Here is a 19,089-nt window from a genome sequence, read left to right as displayed (position 1 = left end):
TTATATGAATATGCGAAAGATCATACTTTTCATCGCTTTCCTACTGGGTGTAACGTTGTGTGCTCAGCCTAAGCGAGAGTTCCGTGGAGCATGGATACAGTGTGTTAACGGACAGTTCATGGGTATGGGTACAAAAGCCATGCAACGTACCCTGTCGTATCAATTGGACGAACTGCAGAAGGACGGCTGTAACGTCATCATCTTCCAAGTACGTCCTGAGTGCGATGCCCTCTACGAGAGCTCGCTGGAGCCTTGGAGCTACTATCTGACCGGCCAGCAGGGACGGGCGCCACAGCCATATTGGGATCCTTTGGCATGGATGGTAGAACAATGTCACAAGCGCGGCATGGAGTTGCACGCATGGATCAATCCTTATCGTGCCAAGACCAAGACGGCTCATACAAATGCTTACAATCATGTTATCAGTCAGCACCCGGAGCGTTGTTTCCAATATGATGGCTTAACGTTGCTCAATCCTGCGCTTCAGGAGAACCGTCATTACATCTGTGATGTGGTGCGCGACATACTGCAGCGTTATGATGTCGACGGACTGCATATCGACGACTATTTCTATCCCTATCCAGTGGATGGCTTGCCTATCCCTGACGAACCTTATTTTCGTGCCAACAACTATGGTATAACCAACGTTGGTGACTGGCGCCGTAACAATGTAAACCTTTTCATAGAACAGGTGTTCAATACCATTCGTGAAACCAAGCCTTGGGTGAAGTTCGGTGTTTCTCCTTTTGGTATCTACCGCAACATAAAGAACGATCCCAATGGTAGCCGTACCAATGGTTTGCAGAACTATGACCAGTTGTATGCTGACATTCTGCTGTGGTGTAACAAAGGATGGGTTGACTATTGTGTTCCCCAGCTCTATTGGGAGATAGGACATAAGGCTGCCGACTATGACGAGTTGATACATTGGTGGGATAAGTATTGCAAGAATACCGCGCTTGTTATTGGCGAAGATGTTGAGCGTACAGCCAAGTTCAATCAAATGGCTCGCAAGATGATGCTGCATGCCGAGTTGCCTAACGTGAAGGGTACCGTGCTGTGGTATGCCAAGGCAGCCGTTGACAATATCGGAGGCTATGGTAGTCGGCTACGCGATTTCTACTGGCGTTATCCTGCCTTGCAGCCTACGATGAAGCATATTGATGGCAAAGCCCCTAAGAAGCCCCGTAAAGTGAAGGCTATTGACATTGAAGGCAAGAAAGTTCTTTTCTGGACAGCCCCCAAGGGCAACGGATGGAAGGACGAAGCAGTTAACTATGCCGTCTACCGCTTCGAAAATGGCGAGCGCATCAACCTTGATGACCCATCGAAAATGGTTGCAATCACCCGTGATACCCATTACGAACTTCCCGATGCTGCAGAGGGTAGCCGTTGCGTGTATGCGGTTACAGCCCTCGACCGCATGCAGAACGAGAGTAGTTATAAGAAAGTAAAAGTGAGGTATTAGCCTCGCATGTATGGGTTGTATGTCAGCTCATCTGCAATCGTGCTTTGAGGACCATGACCTGAAAGCACGATTGTTTCTTTTGGTAGTTTGCCGACCACATTTCGCAGGCTATTTTCCATCTGTTGCCATGAGCCACCATCGAAGTCTGTGCGTCCGATGCTCATACGGAACAAGGTGTCTCCGGTGAAAGCCGTCTTCTCCGCTTCACAGTAGAGCAGGGCAGAGCCAGGTGTATGTCCTGGCGTCTGAATCACACGCAGTTCATGGTGACCGAAGGTGATGGTGTCACCATCCTTTAGCCATCTACCCACCTCGGGCTGTGCTTCTTCAAGCTGCATGCCGAACAGGGAGCTGGCTTGCTTTCCTAAGTCGCTGATGAGGTATTCGTCCTCGCTGCACACTTCCACCTTCAATCCGTATTCTTTGTAGATGAAGGCATTTCCAAAGTTATGGTCCAGATGCCCGTGGGTAGCTATCAGGTGGGTGGGGGTCAACTGCTTATCACGGATATATGCTATCAGTGCATCCTTCTCGTCCTGGTAATAGACACCACAGTCAATGATGACACATTCTTTGCTCTCATCGCTTATGACGTAGCAATTCTCCTGCAAAGGGTTGCACATGATTCTTTTAATCTCTACCATAGCTTTTGACAATTTAAACGGGAACGTATATACAATGTTTTTCTTTAAACCACTCTTCGTCGAACCAGTTGCTTAGTTCTTCAGTCTCGACAATGCGGCGAAAAGGCTGCGTTTCAGCTTGTAAGTCACCACCCTTTAGGCAAATGACACCATTAGGCAACGCATTCTGTTGTTCTTTGGAGATGTTCTTGCGCACGATTTTCATCAGGTCGGGAAGTGGCATAACAGCTCGACTGACGACGAAATCGTATTTCCCTTTTTCTTCTTCGCCTCGCAGATGTTCGGGATGGCAATTCTTTAGCCCAATAGCATTGCACACTTCTTGGGCAACACGTATTTTCTTGCCTGTTCCGTCGATCAATTTAAACTCACAATCGGGAAAAAGGATAGCCAATGGAATACCAGGGAACCCGCCGCCCGTTCCGAAATCAAGGATGCGGGTGCCTGCCGTAAACTGTATCATTTTGGCAATAGCCATCGAGTGAAGCACATGATGTTCGTATAAGTTGTCGATGTCTTTGCGTGAAATGACATTGATTTTTGCATTCCAGTCACGATACAAAGCGTCGAGCGCAGCAAACTGTTGCTGTTGCTCGACACTGATGTTGGGGAAATATTTCAGGATGATATTCATTTTCTATAGCGTTATAGCACGATAACGTTATGAAGGCATTTATCCATTCATCGACAGCAGGAACTCCTCGTTCGAGTGCGTCTGCACCAAACGGTCGTGAACGGTGTTCATTGCCTCGATGGGGTTCATTTCTGCGATAAACTTGCGGATGATCCACATGCGATTGAGCGTGGTCTGGTCTTGCAGCAGGTCGTCGCGACGAGTAGAACTCTGTACCAGGTTGACAGCAGGGAATATTCGCTTGTTGGCCAACATACGGTCGAGCTGCAGTTCTGAGTTACCAGTACCCTTGAATTCCTCGAAGATCACCTCGTCCATCTTTGAACCCGTATCAGTTAAAGCTGTTGCGATAATCGTCAGCGAACCGCCATTCTCGATGTTACGGGCAGCACCGAAAAACCGCTTGGGCTTTTGCAGGGCATTGGCATCCACACCACCGGTAAGTACTTTTCCGGATGCCGGGCTGACGGTGTTATAAGCACGAGCCAAACGGGTAATAGAGTCAAGGAAGATAACCACATCATGTCCGCATTCCACCATACGCTTAGCTTTCTCCAACACGATGCCGGCAATCTTCACATGTCGGTCGGCTGGTTCGTCGAAGGTTGAAGCGATCACCTCAGCATTCACCGTGCGGCTCATGTCGGTAACCTCTTCAGGACGCTCATCGATGAGCAGCATCATGATGTAGGCCTCGGGGTGGTTTGCGGCAATGGCATTGGCGATATCCTTCATCAATATGGTCTTACCGGTCTTGGGTTGTGCCACGATGAGTGCACGCTGACCTTTACCGATAGGTGCGAAGAGATCTACGATGCGTACCGACGGGTTGGTGGTAGCGGGATCGCCACAAAGCTTGAATTTCTCTTCAGGGAAGAGTGGTGTCAAATGTTCGAATGACACGCGGTCACGTACTTCCTGGGGTTGTCGTCCGTTGATGGTCTTTACCGTGCTCAAGGCAAAGTATTTCTCGTTGTCGTGGGGTGGACGAACGGTGCAGTCAACGACGTCACCAGTCTTCAGACCATAGCGTTTGATCTGTTGTGGACTGACATAGATATCGTCAGGTGACGACAAGTAGTTATAATCCGATGAGCGCAGGAATCCGTAGCCGTCCTGGAGGATTTCCAACACGCCGTTACCGGTAATGAGGTCAGCGAAGTCGAACTTGTCGGCACTTGGTGCTGTATTATAACTTGGACGTTCCATTGACACCTCGGGAATCTGTGACATCGGACGATCGAAAATGTCTAGTGAAGGAATAGCAGCGCCGTCCTCAATGGGTAGGTCGACGACGGGGATGAAGTCGGTGCCGTCTCCGGGATCTCCTTCCCAAACACCGTCAGTAAAGGTGCTCGCTTCCTGAGGCTGAGCCATCTTTTGCTGCAATTGACTCAGCAATTCGGGATCTATAGATTCCTCGTTCGTTGTGATTTCGGCTTCAGGGATTTCTTTGTCTTCTTCAGCTTCTGCAACAGCGTCTGCAGCTTCTTCGTCGGCTTTCTCTTCTTCAGCCTTTTTAGCAGCTGCTATTTCTTCCAATTCCTTCTTCGACTTGCGTCCACGCTTCTTGGGAGCCGGCTTTTCTTCAACAGCAGTATCCACGCTCTTCTCGTCAGCAGCTGCCTGTTGCTCGGCGGCCTCCTGTTCGGCGAAAAGCGTGTCGAGCGACTTCTTCTTGGTAGCTTTTGTGGCTTTCTTATCAAGATTCTCGCCGTCTGTGCCGTTTACGGTATAAACTTTGTTCGTGTCCTTGGCTATGCGGGTTCGCTTGCGCTTGGGAGCAGTCGATCCTGCAGCGGAGTCTTCCGCCGCCTTGTCTAAAATGGCGTAGATAACGGTCTCTATTTCGTCGTCCTGAGAGACCTTGACACCCAATTCACTGGCTATCTCCATCAGTTCGGGGATAGGCATCTTAATTAATTCGTCTTTCGTGTACATATAGATATACAGTAATTCGTTATTTGTTTTCGAAATGTTGAAATTGATTTTGGAAATGAAGTGCTTCACGGATGGAAACACATTTTTCTGAAATACGCTGCAAAGATACACATTTTTTCGGAAACGTCCAAATTAGACACCACAAAAAATCGCCTTGTGCTATTTTTCTTGTAGGAAATTCGCATAAAACAATGGCGCAGGGTGCTTTTGACTGCATCCTGCGCCATTGTTTTTTTTCTGGCTTATCCCTCGTCGACACCGTCGACGATGGTTCCGCTGCCGGAATCTCCGGAATTTCCGGGATTGCCGGAATCTCCGGTATCTCCGGAATTGCCGGTATTTCCGGTATCGCCGGTATTGCCGCCGTTATCCGTGGTGCTGCCGCCCTTGCGGTCCAGCATGTCCTGATAAAGCTTCACCGTACCGTTCCACTGACGGATGAAGGTCTCGTAAGGTGTCGAATCGTCGGCCACCTTGGAGAACGATTCAATCAGGTCGGTCATCTCGTCGTACAGCGTGTCACACTCCTTGCGGGCAGCCGACAGCGTTCCATAGGCCTTCTCGCTCTCCTCGATACCCTGTTCCAGTCGCAGTGACTTCACGAGGTTCTGACCCTCCACCATCTGCTGGAAGAGGTAGGTGCCGTTGATGGTCGCCAGGTGCGCCTGCATCGCGGAAGTCGAGAGGTCGGTTATCAGGTTCTCCAGCACACTTTTCCTTTTCGGACCTTCTGCAACCCCTTCCGGCGGAGGGCGCTCGCTGTTTTGATGGTTCGACATGTTCTTCATCACTATTCCTTTCTGTTTGTTACAATTGTCTGAACGCAAAATTTAAAAAAATCCACCAGATTGTCCGAACATCTTCTGATTTTATGTTTTTTTGACACAAAACAGCCGTAGAAAGCCACAGATTTTCTCGCGGAGAATGCACAGAACAGAAATTTATTTTCTACTTTTGCAGACAAGTAATCCCATTATAAATATAATTATGAAAGAACAATTCTACAAGAAATGGGCTGGGATGAAGAAGCTCTTTGTCTTGGCCATTGCCATGACCATTGGCGGAACGGTTAATGCCCAGCAAGCCGATTTCAGTAAGCTGTCGGCAATGCTTGGATGTATGGTGAAGGAGCGCTATGCCACTGTTGCTGAGACGCATCGTGCCCTGGATACTGTGGACCCGGTAGTCTCTGCATTGGTGAAGGCCGACACGGAAAGCGTCTTCAGCGAGTGTGGCGCGAAGATGATGGACCGCGTTGACGACCTGTACTTCGTCGTGATGACTTTGAGCCAGATGGAGCGCTTGTCGCAAAGCAGCCACGTCGTGCGCATTGAGGCTAACGAGGCACCCAGTAAGGAGATGAACCAGACGCCTGAGTTGATTGGTGCAACGAAGGCGAGCTTGGGCACCGGTCTGCCACAGGCATTTACGGGAAAGGGCGTGCTGGTAGGTATCTGCGACGGCGGATTAGACTTCACGCACCCGATGTTCCGCAACGCTGACGGCACGACGCGCATCAAGTGGGCGTGGGACCCATACACCGGCCGTGGCGCTAAGGAGGGCTACCGTGGCATCGGTTCGCTGTACGATACGCATGAGAAGCTGATGGCTGCCAAGGGCTTTATCGACTCGGTGGATTACCACGGCTCGCATGTTGCCAGTATCGCCGCCGGAAGCCCGATACTGAACGGTAAGTACCGCGGCATAGCATGCGAGTCGGACATCGTCATGGTAGAATGCATGACGGACGATGATACTGTTGACCCTACAGACCCCTTGGGCAAGCGCAAATTAGAGTATAACGTAGTTCTTGATTTCGCCGGGGATAACGGAATTCAGTTGAAAGAGGAATGGAAGCACTATACAACAAACTTGTCGAACATCGCCCGCTATATGGGCATCAAGCGCTTCTTCGACTATGCTAAGGAGCAGGGCAAGCCTGCCGTGCTGAATTGCAGCTTCGGCGGCGCGATGTCTCTGTTCTTTGACAATTCCCTGGAGGAGGAGTTCTTCGGGAAAATGACGGGACCGGGGCGTGTTATCGTGGCTTCCGGAGGTAACGCCGGCGATGCGGACTTTTACCGGCACAAAGCCGCCAATGCCACACTGGAAGACTCGCTGATTGTTAATTCAAACTTCTCGTACCTGACATTCACCACCTCGAACCGTGACTTCAAAATCACCCTCACGCTAAACAACAAGGAACATACACAACTTACATTCACTGCTGCTGATTTTGATGCAACGGTAAATTCGGAAATGCATGTGAAGGGGGTGTCTGGACGTCGGGGTATATACCGATTCGGCTTTGACTTCGGCATGCGCAAGACATTGCCCAATGGCGACGAGGCTTGGCTGTTGAAAGTGGTATGTCCTACAAGAATAAGCATGGACTACCTCAACGACATTTGCGGAATGGCCATCAAAGTGGAGGGAAGCGCGGAAATGCGCATGCATGGCACACGCAGCAAACTATTCTTCAAACAAGGATGGGAAGCCACCAACAGCCCCTATACGGCGAGCGATATCGGTGCGTATAAAGACGTTATCGGAGTGGGATTGATGTGCCACCGACTCAGTTATATCAACGAAAAAGGCGATAAGACCAGTGGCACTACGAAAAACCCCGAAGGCCGCATATCCAGCTGGAGCTCTGCCGGTCCCACGTTTGACGGACGCATGAAACCGGATGTCTGCGCACCAGGCTATAACATCTTCGCAGCAGGCAACAGCAATCTTATGCAAAAACAAATACCGAGCGAATCAAAATATTTCGTCGAGCATTTCGACTACGACGGACGCAGCTATCCCATCATGGGTATTTCAGGCACGTCGATGGCGGCGCCCGTGGTCACTGGTACCGTCGCTTTGTGGCTTCAGGCAGACCCGACGCTGACACCCAACCGCATCAAAGAGGTGATAGCAGCTACCGCCAAGCATCCGGACCCCACACTGACCTATCCCAATACGATATATGGCAGTGGTGAAATCGATGCTTATGCGGGACTGCTGAAGATTCTGAACATCACTTCCGTTACCAATCTCTCAACACGCCAGGCGGATATTGCTCTTGAAGGGCGGACGCTGCGCATCAACGGGGCCGACGTGGCAAGCGTAACCGTTTACAGCTTGACCGGACAGGTGATGCTGCAAACCACCACAACGGACGGTACCGTACAATTGCCACAGCTTCCATCAGCGGTCTATGCCGTACAGGTTAATGCCAGCGGACGACAGCTGGGGTCTACGCTGATCAGACTCTGACAAAGGAAAAACGAACAGACGTGTAACATGCTAACAAAATATACAAGAAAGATGAAAAGAACGCTAAACAATATGCTGACGGCGATTTCAGCCATCATGCTACTGACACTCGCATCGTGTGCCAAGAGTGATAACTATTCGCAACCAACACTGCCACCCGTCGTGGGACAATGGGTAAGCATCAGCGAGGAGGGATATACCTTCTTGCAAGATGGAGAGACGGTGGAAAGCTACTTCTGCTATGACGATGACGAACAAATAGCTTATTTCTTCGACGAAACAGGTGCCGTGGAAGACATCATGAAAGAAGAGGGCAAGTATGAACCCTGTAAACTGACCCTCAACACTGACGGCACGCTCGACCTCATCAGCAGAGAGGGGGAAATGAATTGTTCCTATCAGGTGATGGATAATCGCATCGTACTTCCCGAATGGGGTGATGAAATGGTGTGGAACTACACAATGGACGGTGACGAGATGCTCATTGAGCAACAGATTTACAACAAGGGCATCCTCTATTCACGAACCTACATCCATTATCAGCGAAAGTAATCGTCCTGATAAAAAAAAAAAGGCTGCTCTCGTCATTGAGAACAGCCTTTTTTATTGTTAAAGGGAGTGGGGAAGATTACTCACCCTTCTCCATCTTTGCCTTCAGCTCAGCGAGTACGTCGATGTCGCCCAGCGTTGTGCTGGCAGCAACGTTCTCAATCTTCGGAGTGTCGTTCTTCGGAGCACGAGCCTTCTTGGCTGCAGCCTTCTTCTCCTCACGCTGAGGATCCTCGAAGGTGCGGCTGTGAGACAGGATGATGCGCTTAGAGTCCTTGTTGAACTCGATAACCTTGAAGGGCAGCGTCTCACCCTGAACGGCCTGTGTGCCATCCTCCTTCTGCAGGTGCTTAGGAGTAGCGAAGCCTTCTACGTTCTCGTCGAGTGCTACGACAGCACCCTTCTCGAGCAGTTCGGTAATCTTACCCTCGTGGATAGAACCAACGGTGTACTTCTCCTCGAAGACATCCCAAGGATTCTCCTCGAGCTGCTTGTGACCGAGAGAAAGACGGCGGTTCTCCTTGTCGATGTCAAGAACGACAACGTCAATCTGGGCACCAACTTGAGTAAACTCTGAAGGATGCTTAACCTTCTTGGTCCAAGAGAGGTCGCTGATGTGAATCAGACCGTCAACACCTTCCTCGAGCTCAACAAATACACCGAAGTTGGTGAAGTTGCGAACCTTAGCGGTGTGCTTAGAACCAACAGGATATTTAACCTCGATAGTCTCCCAGGGATCTTCCTTGAGCTGCTTGATACCAAGAGACATCTTACGCTCGTCGCGGTCGAGAGTCAGGATGACTGCCTCGATTTCCTCGCCAACCTTCAGGAACTCCTGAGCTGAACGGAGGTGCTGGCTCCAAGACATCTCTGATACGTGGATAAGACCCTCAACACCAGGCTGGATCTCAACGAATGCACCGTAGTCTGCAATAACGACTACCTTACCCTTAACGTGGTCGCCCACCTTGAGGTTAGCATCCAAAGCATCCCAAGGATGAGGAGTGAGCTGCTTCAGACCGAGGGCAATGCGCTTCTTCTCGTCGTCGAAGTCGAGGATAACGACATTGATCTTCTGGTCGAGTTCGACAACCTTGTGTGGATCGTCTACGCGGCCCCAAGACAGGTCGGTGATGTGGATGAGTCCGTCAACACCGCCCAGGTCAACGAATACACCGTAAGAAGTGATGTTCTTAACGATACCTTCGAGAATCTGACCCTTCTCAAGTTTGCCGATAATCTCCTTCTTCTGAGCCTCGAGTTCTGCCTCAATAAGTGCTTTGTGAGAAACAACAACATTGCGGAACTCCTGGTTGATCTTAACAACCTTGAACTCCATGGTCTTGCCAACGAACTGGTCGTAGTCGCGTATGGGGTGTACGTCGATTTGAGAACCGGGCAAGAAGGCCTCGATACCAAATACGTCTACAATCATACCACCCTTCGTGCGGCACTTGATGTAGCCCTGAATAACCTCCTGAGCCTCGAGAGCTGCGTTCACACGCTCCCAGCTCTTTGACATGCGGGCCTTCTTGTGCGAGAGCACCAGCTGACCCTTCTTGTCCTCGGCATTCTCTACGTAAACCTCTACAACGTCACCTGCCTTCAGGTCGGGATTGTAACGGAACTCAGAAGCGGGGATGATACCATCGCTCTTGTAGCCGATGTTAACAACGACTTCCTTCTTGTCGACGCTGATGACGGTTCCATCAACAACCTGATGCTCGCTTACTTTGTTCAGCGTCTCATCATACGCTTTGTCAAGCTCTTCCTTGCTGACGTTGGCCACGGTGCCATTCTCGAACTCATCCCAGTTGAAGTCCTGTAACGGCTGGACGTTTTTTGTTAATTCTGACATAATAAATAATTTTTTGCCCCTCGTTTTGTTTGTCAGGGCTGGATCTGGACAGACGTTTACCAGACCATCTTTAAAAGGTTAATAATGAATAGGAGTCAGCGCCTGTTCCGGCCCCTATTTCCCCTTTTAGGGGATAAAACGGCTGCAAAGGTACGAAAAAGGGGGGAGAAGAAAGCTTTATCTAGTGGATGAGGAGAAAGATTTACGGTTTTTTAACATCTTCCGACACTTTCTTGAGTTTCTTCTTGATTCCGAAGAGGTCTCGAATGCCATCAAAGTCTTTCTTCATGATGATGCCAATGCCCTGGGTGTTCAGTGAACTACGAGTAAAGTATCGGTCATTGCTTTGATTGTATACTTTAAGTGCCAGGTTACCATTGGGGAACAGCAGGTAGCGAATGTCGAAGTCGCCAATGAACGAGTGGGTGGCTGTGGTGGCTTTGTCGCGATAGCCAAATTGTCCGTTGATGAGGAGGCGGTTGTTGAGCAATCGTCCACTGATAAGTCCTTCATATTCAGCATTGTTCCACCCTTCGTCACCGGTTGATATGTTGGCTCCGAAATTCCATTTGTTGCTCTTGATGACCTGTCCAAGCACACTGTTGATTTGTCCACTGAGTGTACCCGACAGAAGACTTTGCATGGCGAGTGATGTCTTGCTGGGTCCTTCTGCATTTTGAGTGGCATTGTTGGCTCCTTGCGGATAGAATCTTCCTACAGCCAGCAGGTAGATGACTTGCTGATTCATTTCCTCTTGTCCGTTGATGATGGAGCGTACCATTTGCTGCTCGTCAGTATTGACGTTGGGCATCTCAAGGTCAAAACCGATGATTGGTGCACGGGGCTGACCGGTAATGTTCATCAGACAGTTGACGCGTACGGTATTGGCAAATGAACGTCCTACGTTAAGGTCAGACAAGCTGACGCCATTAACCGTATGCTGAGCCTGCATGTTCAGCTGGGCATCATAGGGATCACCACCAAAGACAATTGTTCCGCCCTCGCGGAAGACGAAGTTTTTCTTGATGATGTTCTGGATAGTCAGTCCATAGGTGCCTTCGGTGATGGTGTAGGTGCCAAACATGTTGAAACCACCTTTATTATAATAGGTCGTCTGTAATTCGCCATTGCCTCGTAGCGTGATGTAGTCGTTTGTGCGCGGATCCATCAGCAGACGGATGGCAGCCTGTGGCGTCGCGTTCACCTTCAACCGCATATTAAGGTCTGAGCGGAAATTGTCTTCTTGTTGGGTATTCGACGATGTAGAGCCGTTCTCCTCGCCATGTGTGTTCCATTGGATAAACTCCTGATTATTGATAACATCCGTTGAAGCGGCATTATAGACGAATACTGAATTTTGCAGTGGGGTAACATCAGCCTCAATCAGCACACTACCGTCTTGTCCGTGGATGGCGACGTCGCCATTGGCATATACTGTGCCATAGAATGCTTCCTCCCCAAAATCTTTGAAGTCATAGGCCAGCAGGTTCTGAGCTTTGACGAAGATATCGTAGGTCATGTGCGTCAGTTCCTTATGGTGGATGCCACCCGTGAGAATGGCTTCGTGGTTATTGATATCGTAGATGCGGCAATTTGCAAATTCTATCTCGTTAGGAATCATGCGGACGGTGTCATTTCGCAGTTCATAGTCAGTTCCCAGCGTGGTGACATGTACTTGTCCGTTCAACGTAAGCTGTCCAGTCAGATTAATGGCATCCAGCGGGCCTGCCAGTCTGACTTCTCCGTAGCCGTGTCCTTCGACGCTGCTCAGAAAACTGCTGGTGAACGACTGGGCGAAATCCAGATGGGTACCCTCCGCACGAATGCCCAAATCGATGAAGTTCCGATCGGGTGACACATGGCCGTTAATGCGAGTTATTGCGTCATCTCCATCGTTTGCAACAGCTTGTATGTCAATTTGCTTTTGCTCTTTATTCCAGTTAACATTGGCCTCCAGTGTGCCCATTCGTCCGTGCTCGAATTTGAAGTCATGAACGGTCAGTTTTCCATCTGCTTCAAGTGACCCGAAGATGCCTCTCACGTTACCGCCACCCGTAGCAAGTCCGTTGAAGTCGACAGCGTCGAAATTCACCAGTTCGAGGACGTAGCTAATGTCGATGTCTCGCATTTGTACGGTCAGCGCGTCTTCCGAATTTTCAGAGACGACACCGTTGAGTGTCAGAAATTGCTTGTCATTACGGATGGAGAAATTATTGATATCAATATGGTTTTTGGAATAACTGATAAATGACGGTTCGATAGTCCACTGCTGGTGGTGTACGTTGGCTTGCGAGGGTTCGATACTGATGTAAGCCATTTGTTTGTTGTCCAGCGTAGAACCGAAGCTGACAGTAGCGTTCAGTTGTCCGCTCATCGGGTCTTCATCGTGGTTGTCCCACATAAACGCCGTGAACAGGTTGTTGTTGATAGCATTTCCTTTTGCAGACAGGTCGAAATGTTTTCCGTTGTCCATCTGTTTTGTGATACTCAGTTCGTATTTCAGCGAGTCGCCAGGTGACGTGATGTTGACGAAGCCATTGGAATATGCACTCTCTTTATAAATAATATGTGGTACCTCGCATTCCAGTGCGATGCTGTGCAGTTGGTCGTTAACCATACCTTCTAGTTTCATCGGCTCTTGCAGTTGGACGGGCAGTTGTAGCAACTTTTCTATCCAGTCGGACTTTTGGATTTCAGCAGAGATGACAAAATTATTATTTGTACGAGGGTTAACTTTTGGAATACCTGGCAGGGTGGGCAGTTTCGCCGCAATCATGTTGGTAAAGCTTTGTGGCAGCGTTTCATAATCGAAGTCGCCCGTTATCTCAACATGACCAAAGTCACTATTCAAGGTTATGTGGTGTGTCTCCTCGGTATAACTTGATTCGATGTGAAGTGAGTCCAGCTTGTAATAACTAGTCGGCGACGACATCGTAAAGCCATGAAGGTCAATGCAACCCACAGCATCATTAAGATTGCTGGCAACAAACTCTGCACTCAGATTACCAGAGAAGACTGCATCGTCCCATTTATCCGTCAGATTGACGTGCTTAGGTGAGAAATGGTCTAAGACGGCTGTCAGCAGCACGTTTTTGGTACGGCCCTTTTGTTCCGCGTGTCCTTCAACGTCCAGTCCGATGTTCGGGTCGTTGATGGATGCTTTTCCGTGAAAGCCCTCTTTGTTGTATTGTCCGTTCAACTGAATGTTCTGGTATAGATAGCCGTTATAGTGGAAATTGCTAACCACACCATCGGCATTTAAGATGAATTTTCCATCCTTGGGTAGTTCACCATTCAGCGCTATCTGGGTGGCTATCTGTCCGAACTGCGGATTGTCGAGCAGCCGTTTCAGGTTCAGTCCGCTTGTGTTGATGTCACCCTTGAAATAATGTTGGTCGGTTAAGGTCATATTGACTTTCACCTCTCCGGCATCGGTAGTGAGTACGTCTTGCGTGATGATATGTTGGATGCCTTGTCCGGTTGTTTTGCCTTTCAGGTGGATGTTTCCCAGTCGGTTCACGATGTCAGGCAGTTCGACACGTTTACCCTTCAGATTCTCCGAGATGAAGTTGATGGTCTTTCCCGACAGGTCCAGATGCTGTATGTCTGCCATCCACGCAGGTGCCTCTTGTCGCAGGTTTTTGATTGTTCCTTTAATGTCCAGTCCGATATCACCCGTTGTGGAACTGACTGTCAGGTGAGGCACATTCAGCGTTTCGCCTTGTCCATCGAAAGCTCCCTCCAATGACAGGGTACTATGGAATGTCTTTAGCGAAGGCAGCAAACAAGCCAGGTCTGCCAGCGTAATCGTTGAAGGCCGAATACTTCCCTCATAGGTCAGCGCCGGTGTCACAAAGTGGTCACCGCGGAATCGGTAATTGGCTTTGATGTCGCCCAGTTGCAGGTTTGTTCCAGGCATTCGCAGCACGAATTTCTCGAGCAGACTGCTATTCTTGCCCCCTTCGTAATGAAATGCCAGACGATTAATTTCAAGTCCCGATTGTTCATTCATCGTCAGTCGCTTTACGTTGATATTCAACGAATCATCCGTCAGCGCTTTCAAGACGATGTGTGCACTGATATTCTTCATCCAGAGGTGCTTTGGGTTGAGGACCCCAGGAGTTTTCGGGGCGTTGAGACAGTCGTAGCTCACACTGGTATGCCGGATAATGAGTGATTGAATGCGCAAGTCGAGTGGGGTATGGCTCGTCGTATCTTTCGAAGCCAGCGAGTCAATCAAGAATTGGCAGTTCAGTTTGTCGTTTTCGGTAGCCTGGTAGATGCGGGCGTGGGTACTAAACAGCTGTGCTTTGGCGATGCTGATCTTTCCATCCATCAGCGGCAACAAGTCCAAACGTGCCGAAATCCGTCCACACCAAAGCATATCCTCGCCTTGTTGGTCTTCGATATCGACATCGTTGAGCGTCAGTTGTCCGAACAGTCTGACGTCAACTCGTCCAATGGTGACGTTGGTACCCAGTTTCTTTGCCAGAATCTTGGCAGCCTGCTCACCCATATATGCCTGTACCGGTGGCAGACTTGACAGGATAAAGAAAAAGATGTATAGACCGATGATGGTCCATACGATGACGTTAGATATGCGCTTCAGAATCTTCAAAACTGGCAGTTAGAGATAGCAAATTATTTTGTTAATTTTCAATTTTGGCACAAAATTACATCAAAAAGTTGTGACGAGGGCATATTTTGGCAGATTTTTGTCTTTCTTATGGCTAAAAATGATTAATTTTGCAGCATTCTTGTGAGAAACTATTCAAATTCATTGTTATAATGGTAAATGTAATCAAGTTACGAAAAGGCTTGGACATCAACCTCAAAGGCAAAGCTGAAGAGAAACTGATTCGACTGAAATCGAAAGGTCAGTATGCGCTGGTACCTGACGATTTCGAAGGAGTCACTCCAAAAGTTGTTGTCAAGGAGGGTGATCATGTCAAGGCCGGGGATGCTTTGTTTGTCAACAAGATGTATCCCGAAGTGAAGTTTGCCTCACCCGTTAGTGGAACAGTCCGCGAGGTGGTTCGTGGTGAACGAAGGAAAGTTCTCTGCGTGAAGGTGGATGCCGACGCTCAGCAGGAACATGTTGATTTTGGCAAGAGGGATGTAATCGCGATGGACGGCAAGCAGGTGGTCGACGCCTTGCTGGAAGCCGGAATTTTCGGTTATATCAATCAGTTGCCTTATGCTGTGTCAACCAATCCAAGTGTGCAGCCTAAGGCAATTTTTGTCTCAGCTCTGCGCGATAAGCCCCTTGCCGGTGATTTCCAGTTCGAGGTAAAGGAGCAGGAAGTAGACTTTGTGACGGGTATTATGGCACTGTCTAAGATTGCCAAGACGTATGTCGGCCTGGGCATCCAGCCGGAATTCCAGTCTGAAATTCGCAAGATGGGCATTGACAACTATGCTCAGTTGACAATTTTCGACGGTCCATGTCCTGCCGGTAATGTTGGCGTACAGGTGAACCACCTGTCTCCTGTCAACAAGGGCGAGGTGGTATGGACCATTGGTGATCCTACGGTGGTATTGTTCATTGGACGCCTGTTCAACACAGGCAAGGTAGACCTTCATCGTCGTGTAGCCCTCTGCGGTAGTGAGATTAAGTCTCCCGCATATGTCGACATGCTTGTTGGTGAAGAACTGTCCACGTTGCTGAGCAACAGCTACAATGCCTCGCATCATGTGCGTATCATCAACGGTAACGTGCTGACGGGACGTCCAACGACGAAGGAAGGATACCTCGGTGCTCATACCAGTGAGATTACCGTTATCCCTGAAGGCGACGATGCCAACGAGCTCTTTGGTTGGATTCTTCCCCGTTTCAAGCAGTTCTCTGTGAGCCGCAGTTATTTCTCTTGGTTGCAAAACCTCGGATTCGGCAGCAAGAAGAATTATGCGCTGGATGCCCGCATCAAGGGTGGCGAACGCCATATGATCATGAGTGGTGAGTACGACAAGGTGCTGCCTATGGATATTTACGGAGAATACCTCATCAAGGCTATCATCTCCGGCGACATTGACCGTCAGGAGGCGTTGGGTATCTATGAGGTTTCTCCTGAGGACTTCGCCCTGGCTGAGTTTGTCGATAGTTCCAAGTTGGAATTGCAACGTATTGTCCGTGAAGGTCTCAACATCCTCCGTAAGGAGAATGCTTAATGATGAATTAGGAAATAAGAATTATGAATTTACGAAATTATCTCAATAAGATTAAGCCGAACTTTGAGGAGGGTGGCAAGTTGCATGCCTTCCAGTCGGTGTTCGACGGCTTTGAGACCTTCCTCTACGTGCCCAACGACACGGCGAAGGCCGGTAGCGTGAATATTCACGATGCCATCGACTCGAAGCGTATTATGAGTATGGTGGTTATCGCCCTGATGCCCGCCATGCTGTTCGGTATGTATAATATCGGCTATCAGAACTACCTGGCTGCCGGCACCTTGGCTACCACTTCGTTCTTCGAGGTTTTTGCCTATGGTTTTCTTGCTGTGCTGCCCAAGATTCTTGTGAGCTACATTGTAGGTCTGGGCATCGAGTTTGCCTGGGCACAGTGGAAGCATGAGGAGATCCAGGAGGGTTACCTCGTCAGCGGTATCATCATCCCATTGATTATCCCTATTGGTTGTCCGCTATGGATGCTGGCATTGGCTTGTGCCTTCTCGGTCATCTTCTGTAAGGAGATTTTCGGAGGTACCGGCATGAACATCTTCAATCCTGCCATTGCCGCACGTATGTTTCTGTTCTTCGCTTATCCCTCCAAGATGACGGGCGACACCGTCTGGGTAGCTCAGGACAGCATCTTCGGACTGGGCAACACACTGCCTGACGGATACACTGCAGCCACACCGCTCGGACAGATAGCTCAGGGTGTTAATCCTAACGCATCTATCTGCGATATGATTTGTGGCTTTATCCCTGGCTCTATCGGTGAGACCTCCGTCATCGCCATTGCCATCGGTGCCTGTCTCTTGTTGTGGATGGGCATTGCCTCTTGGCGCACCATGCTGAGTGTCTTCGTGGGCGGTGCCGTACTGGCCTTCATCTTCGAACAAACTGGTCAGTCTATGGTATGGTGGCATCACTTCATTCTGGGTGGCTTCGCATTCGGTGCCGTGTTCATGGCTACCGACCCCGTCACCTCTTGCCGCACAACCACAGGTCAGTATATCTATGGATTCCTCATTGGTGCGATGGCTATCATCATCCGTGTAATGAATGCCGGCTATCCTGAGGGTATGATGCTGGCCATCTTCTTTGGTAATATGTTTGCTCCCACGATAGACCATTTCATCGTTGAGCGCAATATCTCGAAACGTTTAAAGAGAGGAGGTACCAAATGAAACTGAATACTAACAGTAACGCATACATTATAATATATAGTGCTGTGCTCGTGGTCATCGTGGCCTTCCTGTTGGCTTTTGTCTATCAAGCACTGAAGCCCATGCAGGATGCTAACGTGGCACTCGACGTGAAGAAGCAGATTCTCTATTCGCTCAACATCCGCGACCTGGATGGAGCGGAGGCTGAGGCAAAATATGCCGAGCTTGTCAATGACACGATGGAGTTTGCTGGTCAGAAAATCCTGATGGCAGAAATCAACGAAGAGCCTATCATGATCTTCGAAATGAAGGGTATGGGACTCTGGGGTGGCATCAGTGGTTATATGTCCACTCACTTCGATCCCGAGACGATGGACTTGAAGGTATATGGTGCCTATTTCAACCACGAGTCTGAGACAGCCGGTCTTGGTGCCGAGATCAAGGACTCGCAGGAATGGCAGGAGAAATTCATCGGCAAGCGCATCATCGCAACTAATGACAACGGGAAGGACCGTGTGGTGCTCTCTGTCGTGAAGAAGGTGGATGATCCTGAGACACAGGTAGACTGTGTGACGGGTGCCACGCTGACCTCTAACGGCGTCGATGAAATGATCAAGCGCACTTTCGGCATTTGGACCGGTGAGTACGATCTTGACATTGACGAGGGTGAACTCAAGATGATGCTTATCAAGAGCTGCCTGGGTAAGGATTCCATTAGTGATGCTGAACTTGAGAAGATGTTGAAAGTAAGAAAAGTAAAGGAGGAGGAGTAAGTTATGGCATTATTCAGTAAACAAAATAAAGAGGTTTTCACCAATCCGTTGAACCTCGACCATCCTATTCTTGGTCAAGTACTGGGCATCTGCTCGGCACTGGCTGTCACTTCTCAGTTGAAACCCGCCATCGTGATGGGTCTCGCCGTGACAGTCATCACCGCCTTTGCGAATGTCATTGTTTCAATTATCCGCAACACCATTCCTAACCGCATCCGTATTGTGGTTCAGCTGGTGGTTGTAGCAGCCCTCGTAACCATCGTATCGCAGATTCTGAAGGCTTTTGCCTACGATGTTAGCGTACAGCTGTCAGTCTATGTCGGTCTGATTATCACCAATTGTATCCTGATGGGTCGCCTCGAGGCATTTGCCATGCAGAACAAGCCATGGCCTTCGTTCCTCGACGGTGTAGGCAACGGTCTGGGCTATGCCATGATTCTGGTTATTGTCGGTGCCGTTCGCGAGTTGCTCGGTCGAGGCTCACTGTTGGGATTCCAGATTATACCCGATGCCTGCTACGACTTCGGCTATGTCAACAATGGTATGATGACGATGCCTGCCATGGCGCTGATTCTCGTGGGATGTGTCATCTGGGTTCATCGTGCTTACTTTTATAAGGAGAAATAAGAT

General features: G+C 49.3%; 12 protein-coding genes and 1 pseudogene. 7 read left to right on the top strand and 6 right to left on the bottom strand.

The window, feature by feature from the left end:
• Nucleotides 1-10 precede the first annotated feature (10 nt).
• Nucleotides 11-1,468 carry a glycoside hydrolase family 10-like protein gene (locus BLU47_RS02630; RefSeq protein WP_369796953.1) on the top strand — a complete coding sequence of 486 codons (1,458 nt, stop codon included), beginning with the start codon at nt 11-13 and terminating at the stop codon, nt 1,466-1,468.
• On the opposite strand, the gene BLU47_RS02625 is transcribed toward BLU47_RS02630, so the two are convergent.
• The 4 genes from BLU47_RS02625 to BLU47_RS14640 all read right to left on the bottom strand — a co-directional run bounded on the left by BLU47_RS02625 (nt 1,465) and on the right by BLU47_RS14640 (nt 5,514).
• Nucleotides 1,465-2,112, bottom strand: a complete 648-nt coding sequence (locus tag BLU47_RS02625; RefSeq protein ID WP_091958005.1) for an MBL fold metallo-hydrolase — start codon at nt 2,110-2,112, stop codon at nt 1,465-1,467. The two genes, BLU47_RS02630 and BLU47_RS02625, sit on opposite strands and share 4 nt — an antisense overlap.
• A 13-nt stretch (nt 2,113-2,125) precedes the next feature.
• On the bottom strand, nt 2,126-2,746 hold the full coding sequence (gene rsmG / locus BLU47_RS02620) for a 16S rRNA (guanine(527)-N(7))-methyltransferase RsmG (RefSeq protein ID WP_091958002.1): 621 nt from the start codon (nt 2,744-2,746) through the stop codon (nt 2,126-2,128).
• Between the two features lie 39 nt (nt 2,747-2,785).
• A complete protein-coding gene (gene rho / locus BLU47_RS02615) occupies nt 2,786-4,687 on the bottom strand; it encodes a transcription termination factor Rho (protein ID WP_091958355.1) in 1,902 nt (633 codons plus the stop codon).
• Between the two features lie 242 nt (nt 4,688-4,929).
• Nucleotides 4,930-5,514: a DUF6261 family protein gene (locus BLU47_RS14640; RefSeq protein WP_176780418.1), complete on the bottom strand. Its 585-nt coding sequence runs from the start codon at nt 5,512-5,514 to the stop codon at nt 4,930-4,932.
• A 160-nt stretch (nt 5,515-5,674) separates the two neighbouring features.
• On the opposite strand from BLU47_RS14640, the gene BLU47_RS02605 reads away from it, so the two are divergent.
• Both BLU47_RS02605 and BLU47_RS02600 read left to right on the top strand, forming a co-directional pair.
• Entirely contained in the window at nt 5,675-7,951 is a 2,277-nt protein-coding gene (locus BLU47_RS02605) for a S8 family peptidase (protein WP_176780417.1), read from the top strand.
• A gap of 51 nt (nt 7,952-8,002) precedes the next feature.
• Nucleotides 8,003-8,503, top strand: a complete 501-nt coding sequence (locus tag BLU47_RS02600; RefSeq protein ID WP_143025437.1) for a hypothetical protein — start codon at nt 8,003-8,005, stop codon at nt 8,501-8,503.
• Nucleotides 8,504-8,579: 76 nt separating this feature from the next.
• Here BLU47_RS02600 and rpsA read toward each other — a convergent pair whose 3' ends face one another.
• Both rpsA and BLU47_RS02590 read right to left on the bottom strand, forming a co-directional pair.
• Nucleotides 8,580-10,358 (bottom strand): 30S ribosomal protein S1, encoded by a 1,779-nt coding sequence (gene rpsA / locus BLU47_RS02595; RefSeq protein WP_091957994.1) that lies wholly within the window; start codon nt 10,356-10,358, stop codon nt 8,580-8,582.
• A gap of 202 nt (nt 10,359-10,560) precedes the next feature.
• Nucleotides 10,561-14,976: a translocation/assembly module TamB domain-containing protein gene (locus BLU47_RS02590; RefSeq protein WP_091957991.1), complete on the bottom strand. Its 4,416-nt coding sequence runs from the start codon at nt 14,974-14,976 to the stop codon at nt 10,561-10,563.
• 170 nt (nt 14,977-15,146) lie between these two features.
• Between BLU47_RS02590 and BLU47_RS02585 the strand changes: the two genes are divergently transcribed.
• From BLU47_RS02585 to BLU47_RS02570, 4 genes and pseudogenes are all read left to right on the top strand, one after another.
• Entirely contained in the window at nt 15,147-16,526 is a 1,380-nt protein-coding gene (locus tag BLU47_RS02585; protein ID WP_091957989.1) for a Na(+)-translocating NADH-quinone reductase subunit A, read from the top strand.
• Between the two features lie 23 nt (nt 16,527-16,549).
• Nucleotides 16,550-17,707, top strand: coding sequence for an NADH:ubiquinone reductase (Na(+)-transporting) subunit B (locus tag BLU47_RS02580; protein ID WP_091957986.1), 1,158 nt, complete (start codon nt 16,550-16,552; stop codon nt 17,705-17,707).
• Nucleotides 17,704-18,315: pseudogene (locus BLU47_RS02575) on the top strand (FMN-binding protein); the annotation flags it as partial. The gene BLU47_RS02580 and the pseudogene BLU47_RS02575, both read left to right, overlap by 4 nt.
• Nucleotides 18,316-18,462: 147 nt before the next feature.
• Complete coding sequence (locus BLU47_RS02570; RefSeq protein WP_091957983.1) at nt 18,463-19,086, top strand: NADH:ubiquinone reductase (Na(+)-transporting) subunit D; 624 nt, start codon at nt 18,463-18,465, stop codon at nt 19,084-19,086.
• The last annotated feature ends 3 nt before the right edge of the window (nt 19,087-19,089 follow it).

The organism is Prevotella sp. tc2-28 (assembly GCF_900107705.1).
In the GTDB taxonomy this organism is placed as follows: domain Bacteria; phylum Bacteroidota; class Bacteroidia; order Bacteroidales; family Bacteroidaceae; genus Prevotella.
Note: the sequence above shows the minus strand (reverse complement) of the source record. Positions and strands in the feature narration are given on the sequence as shown.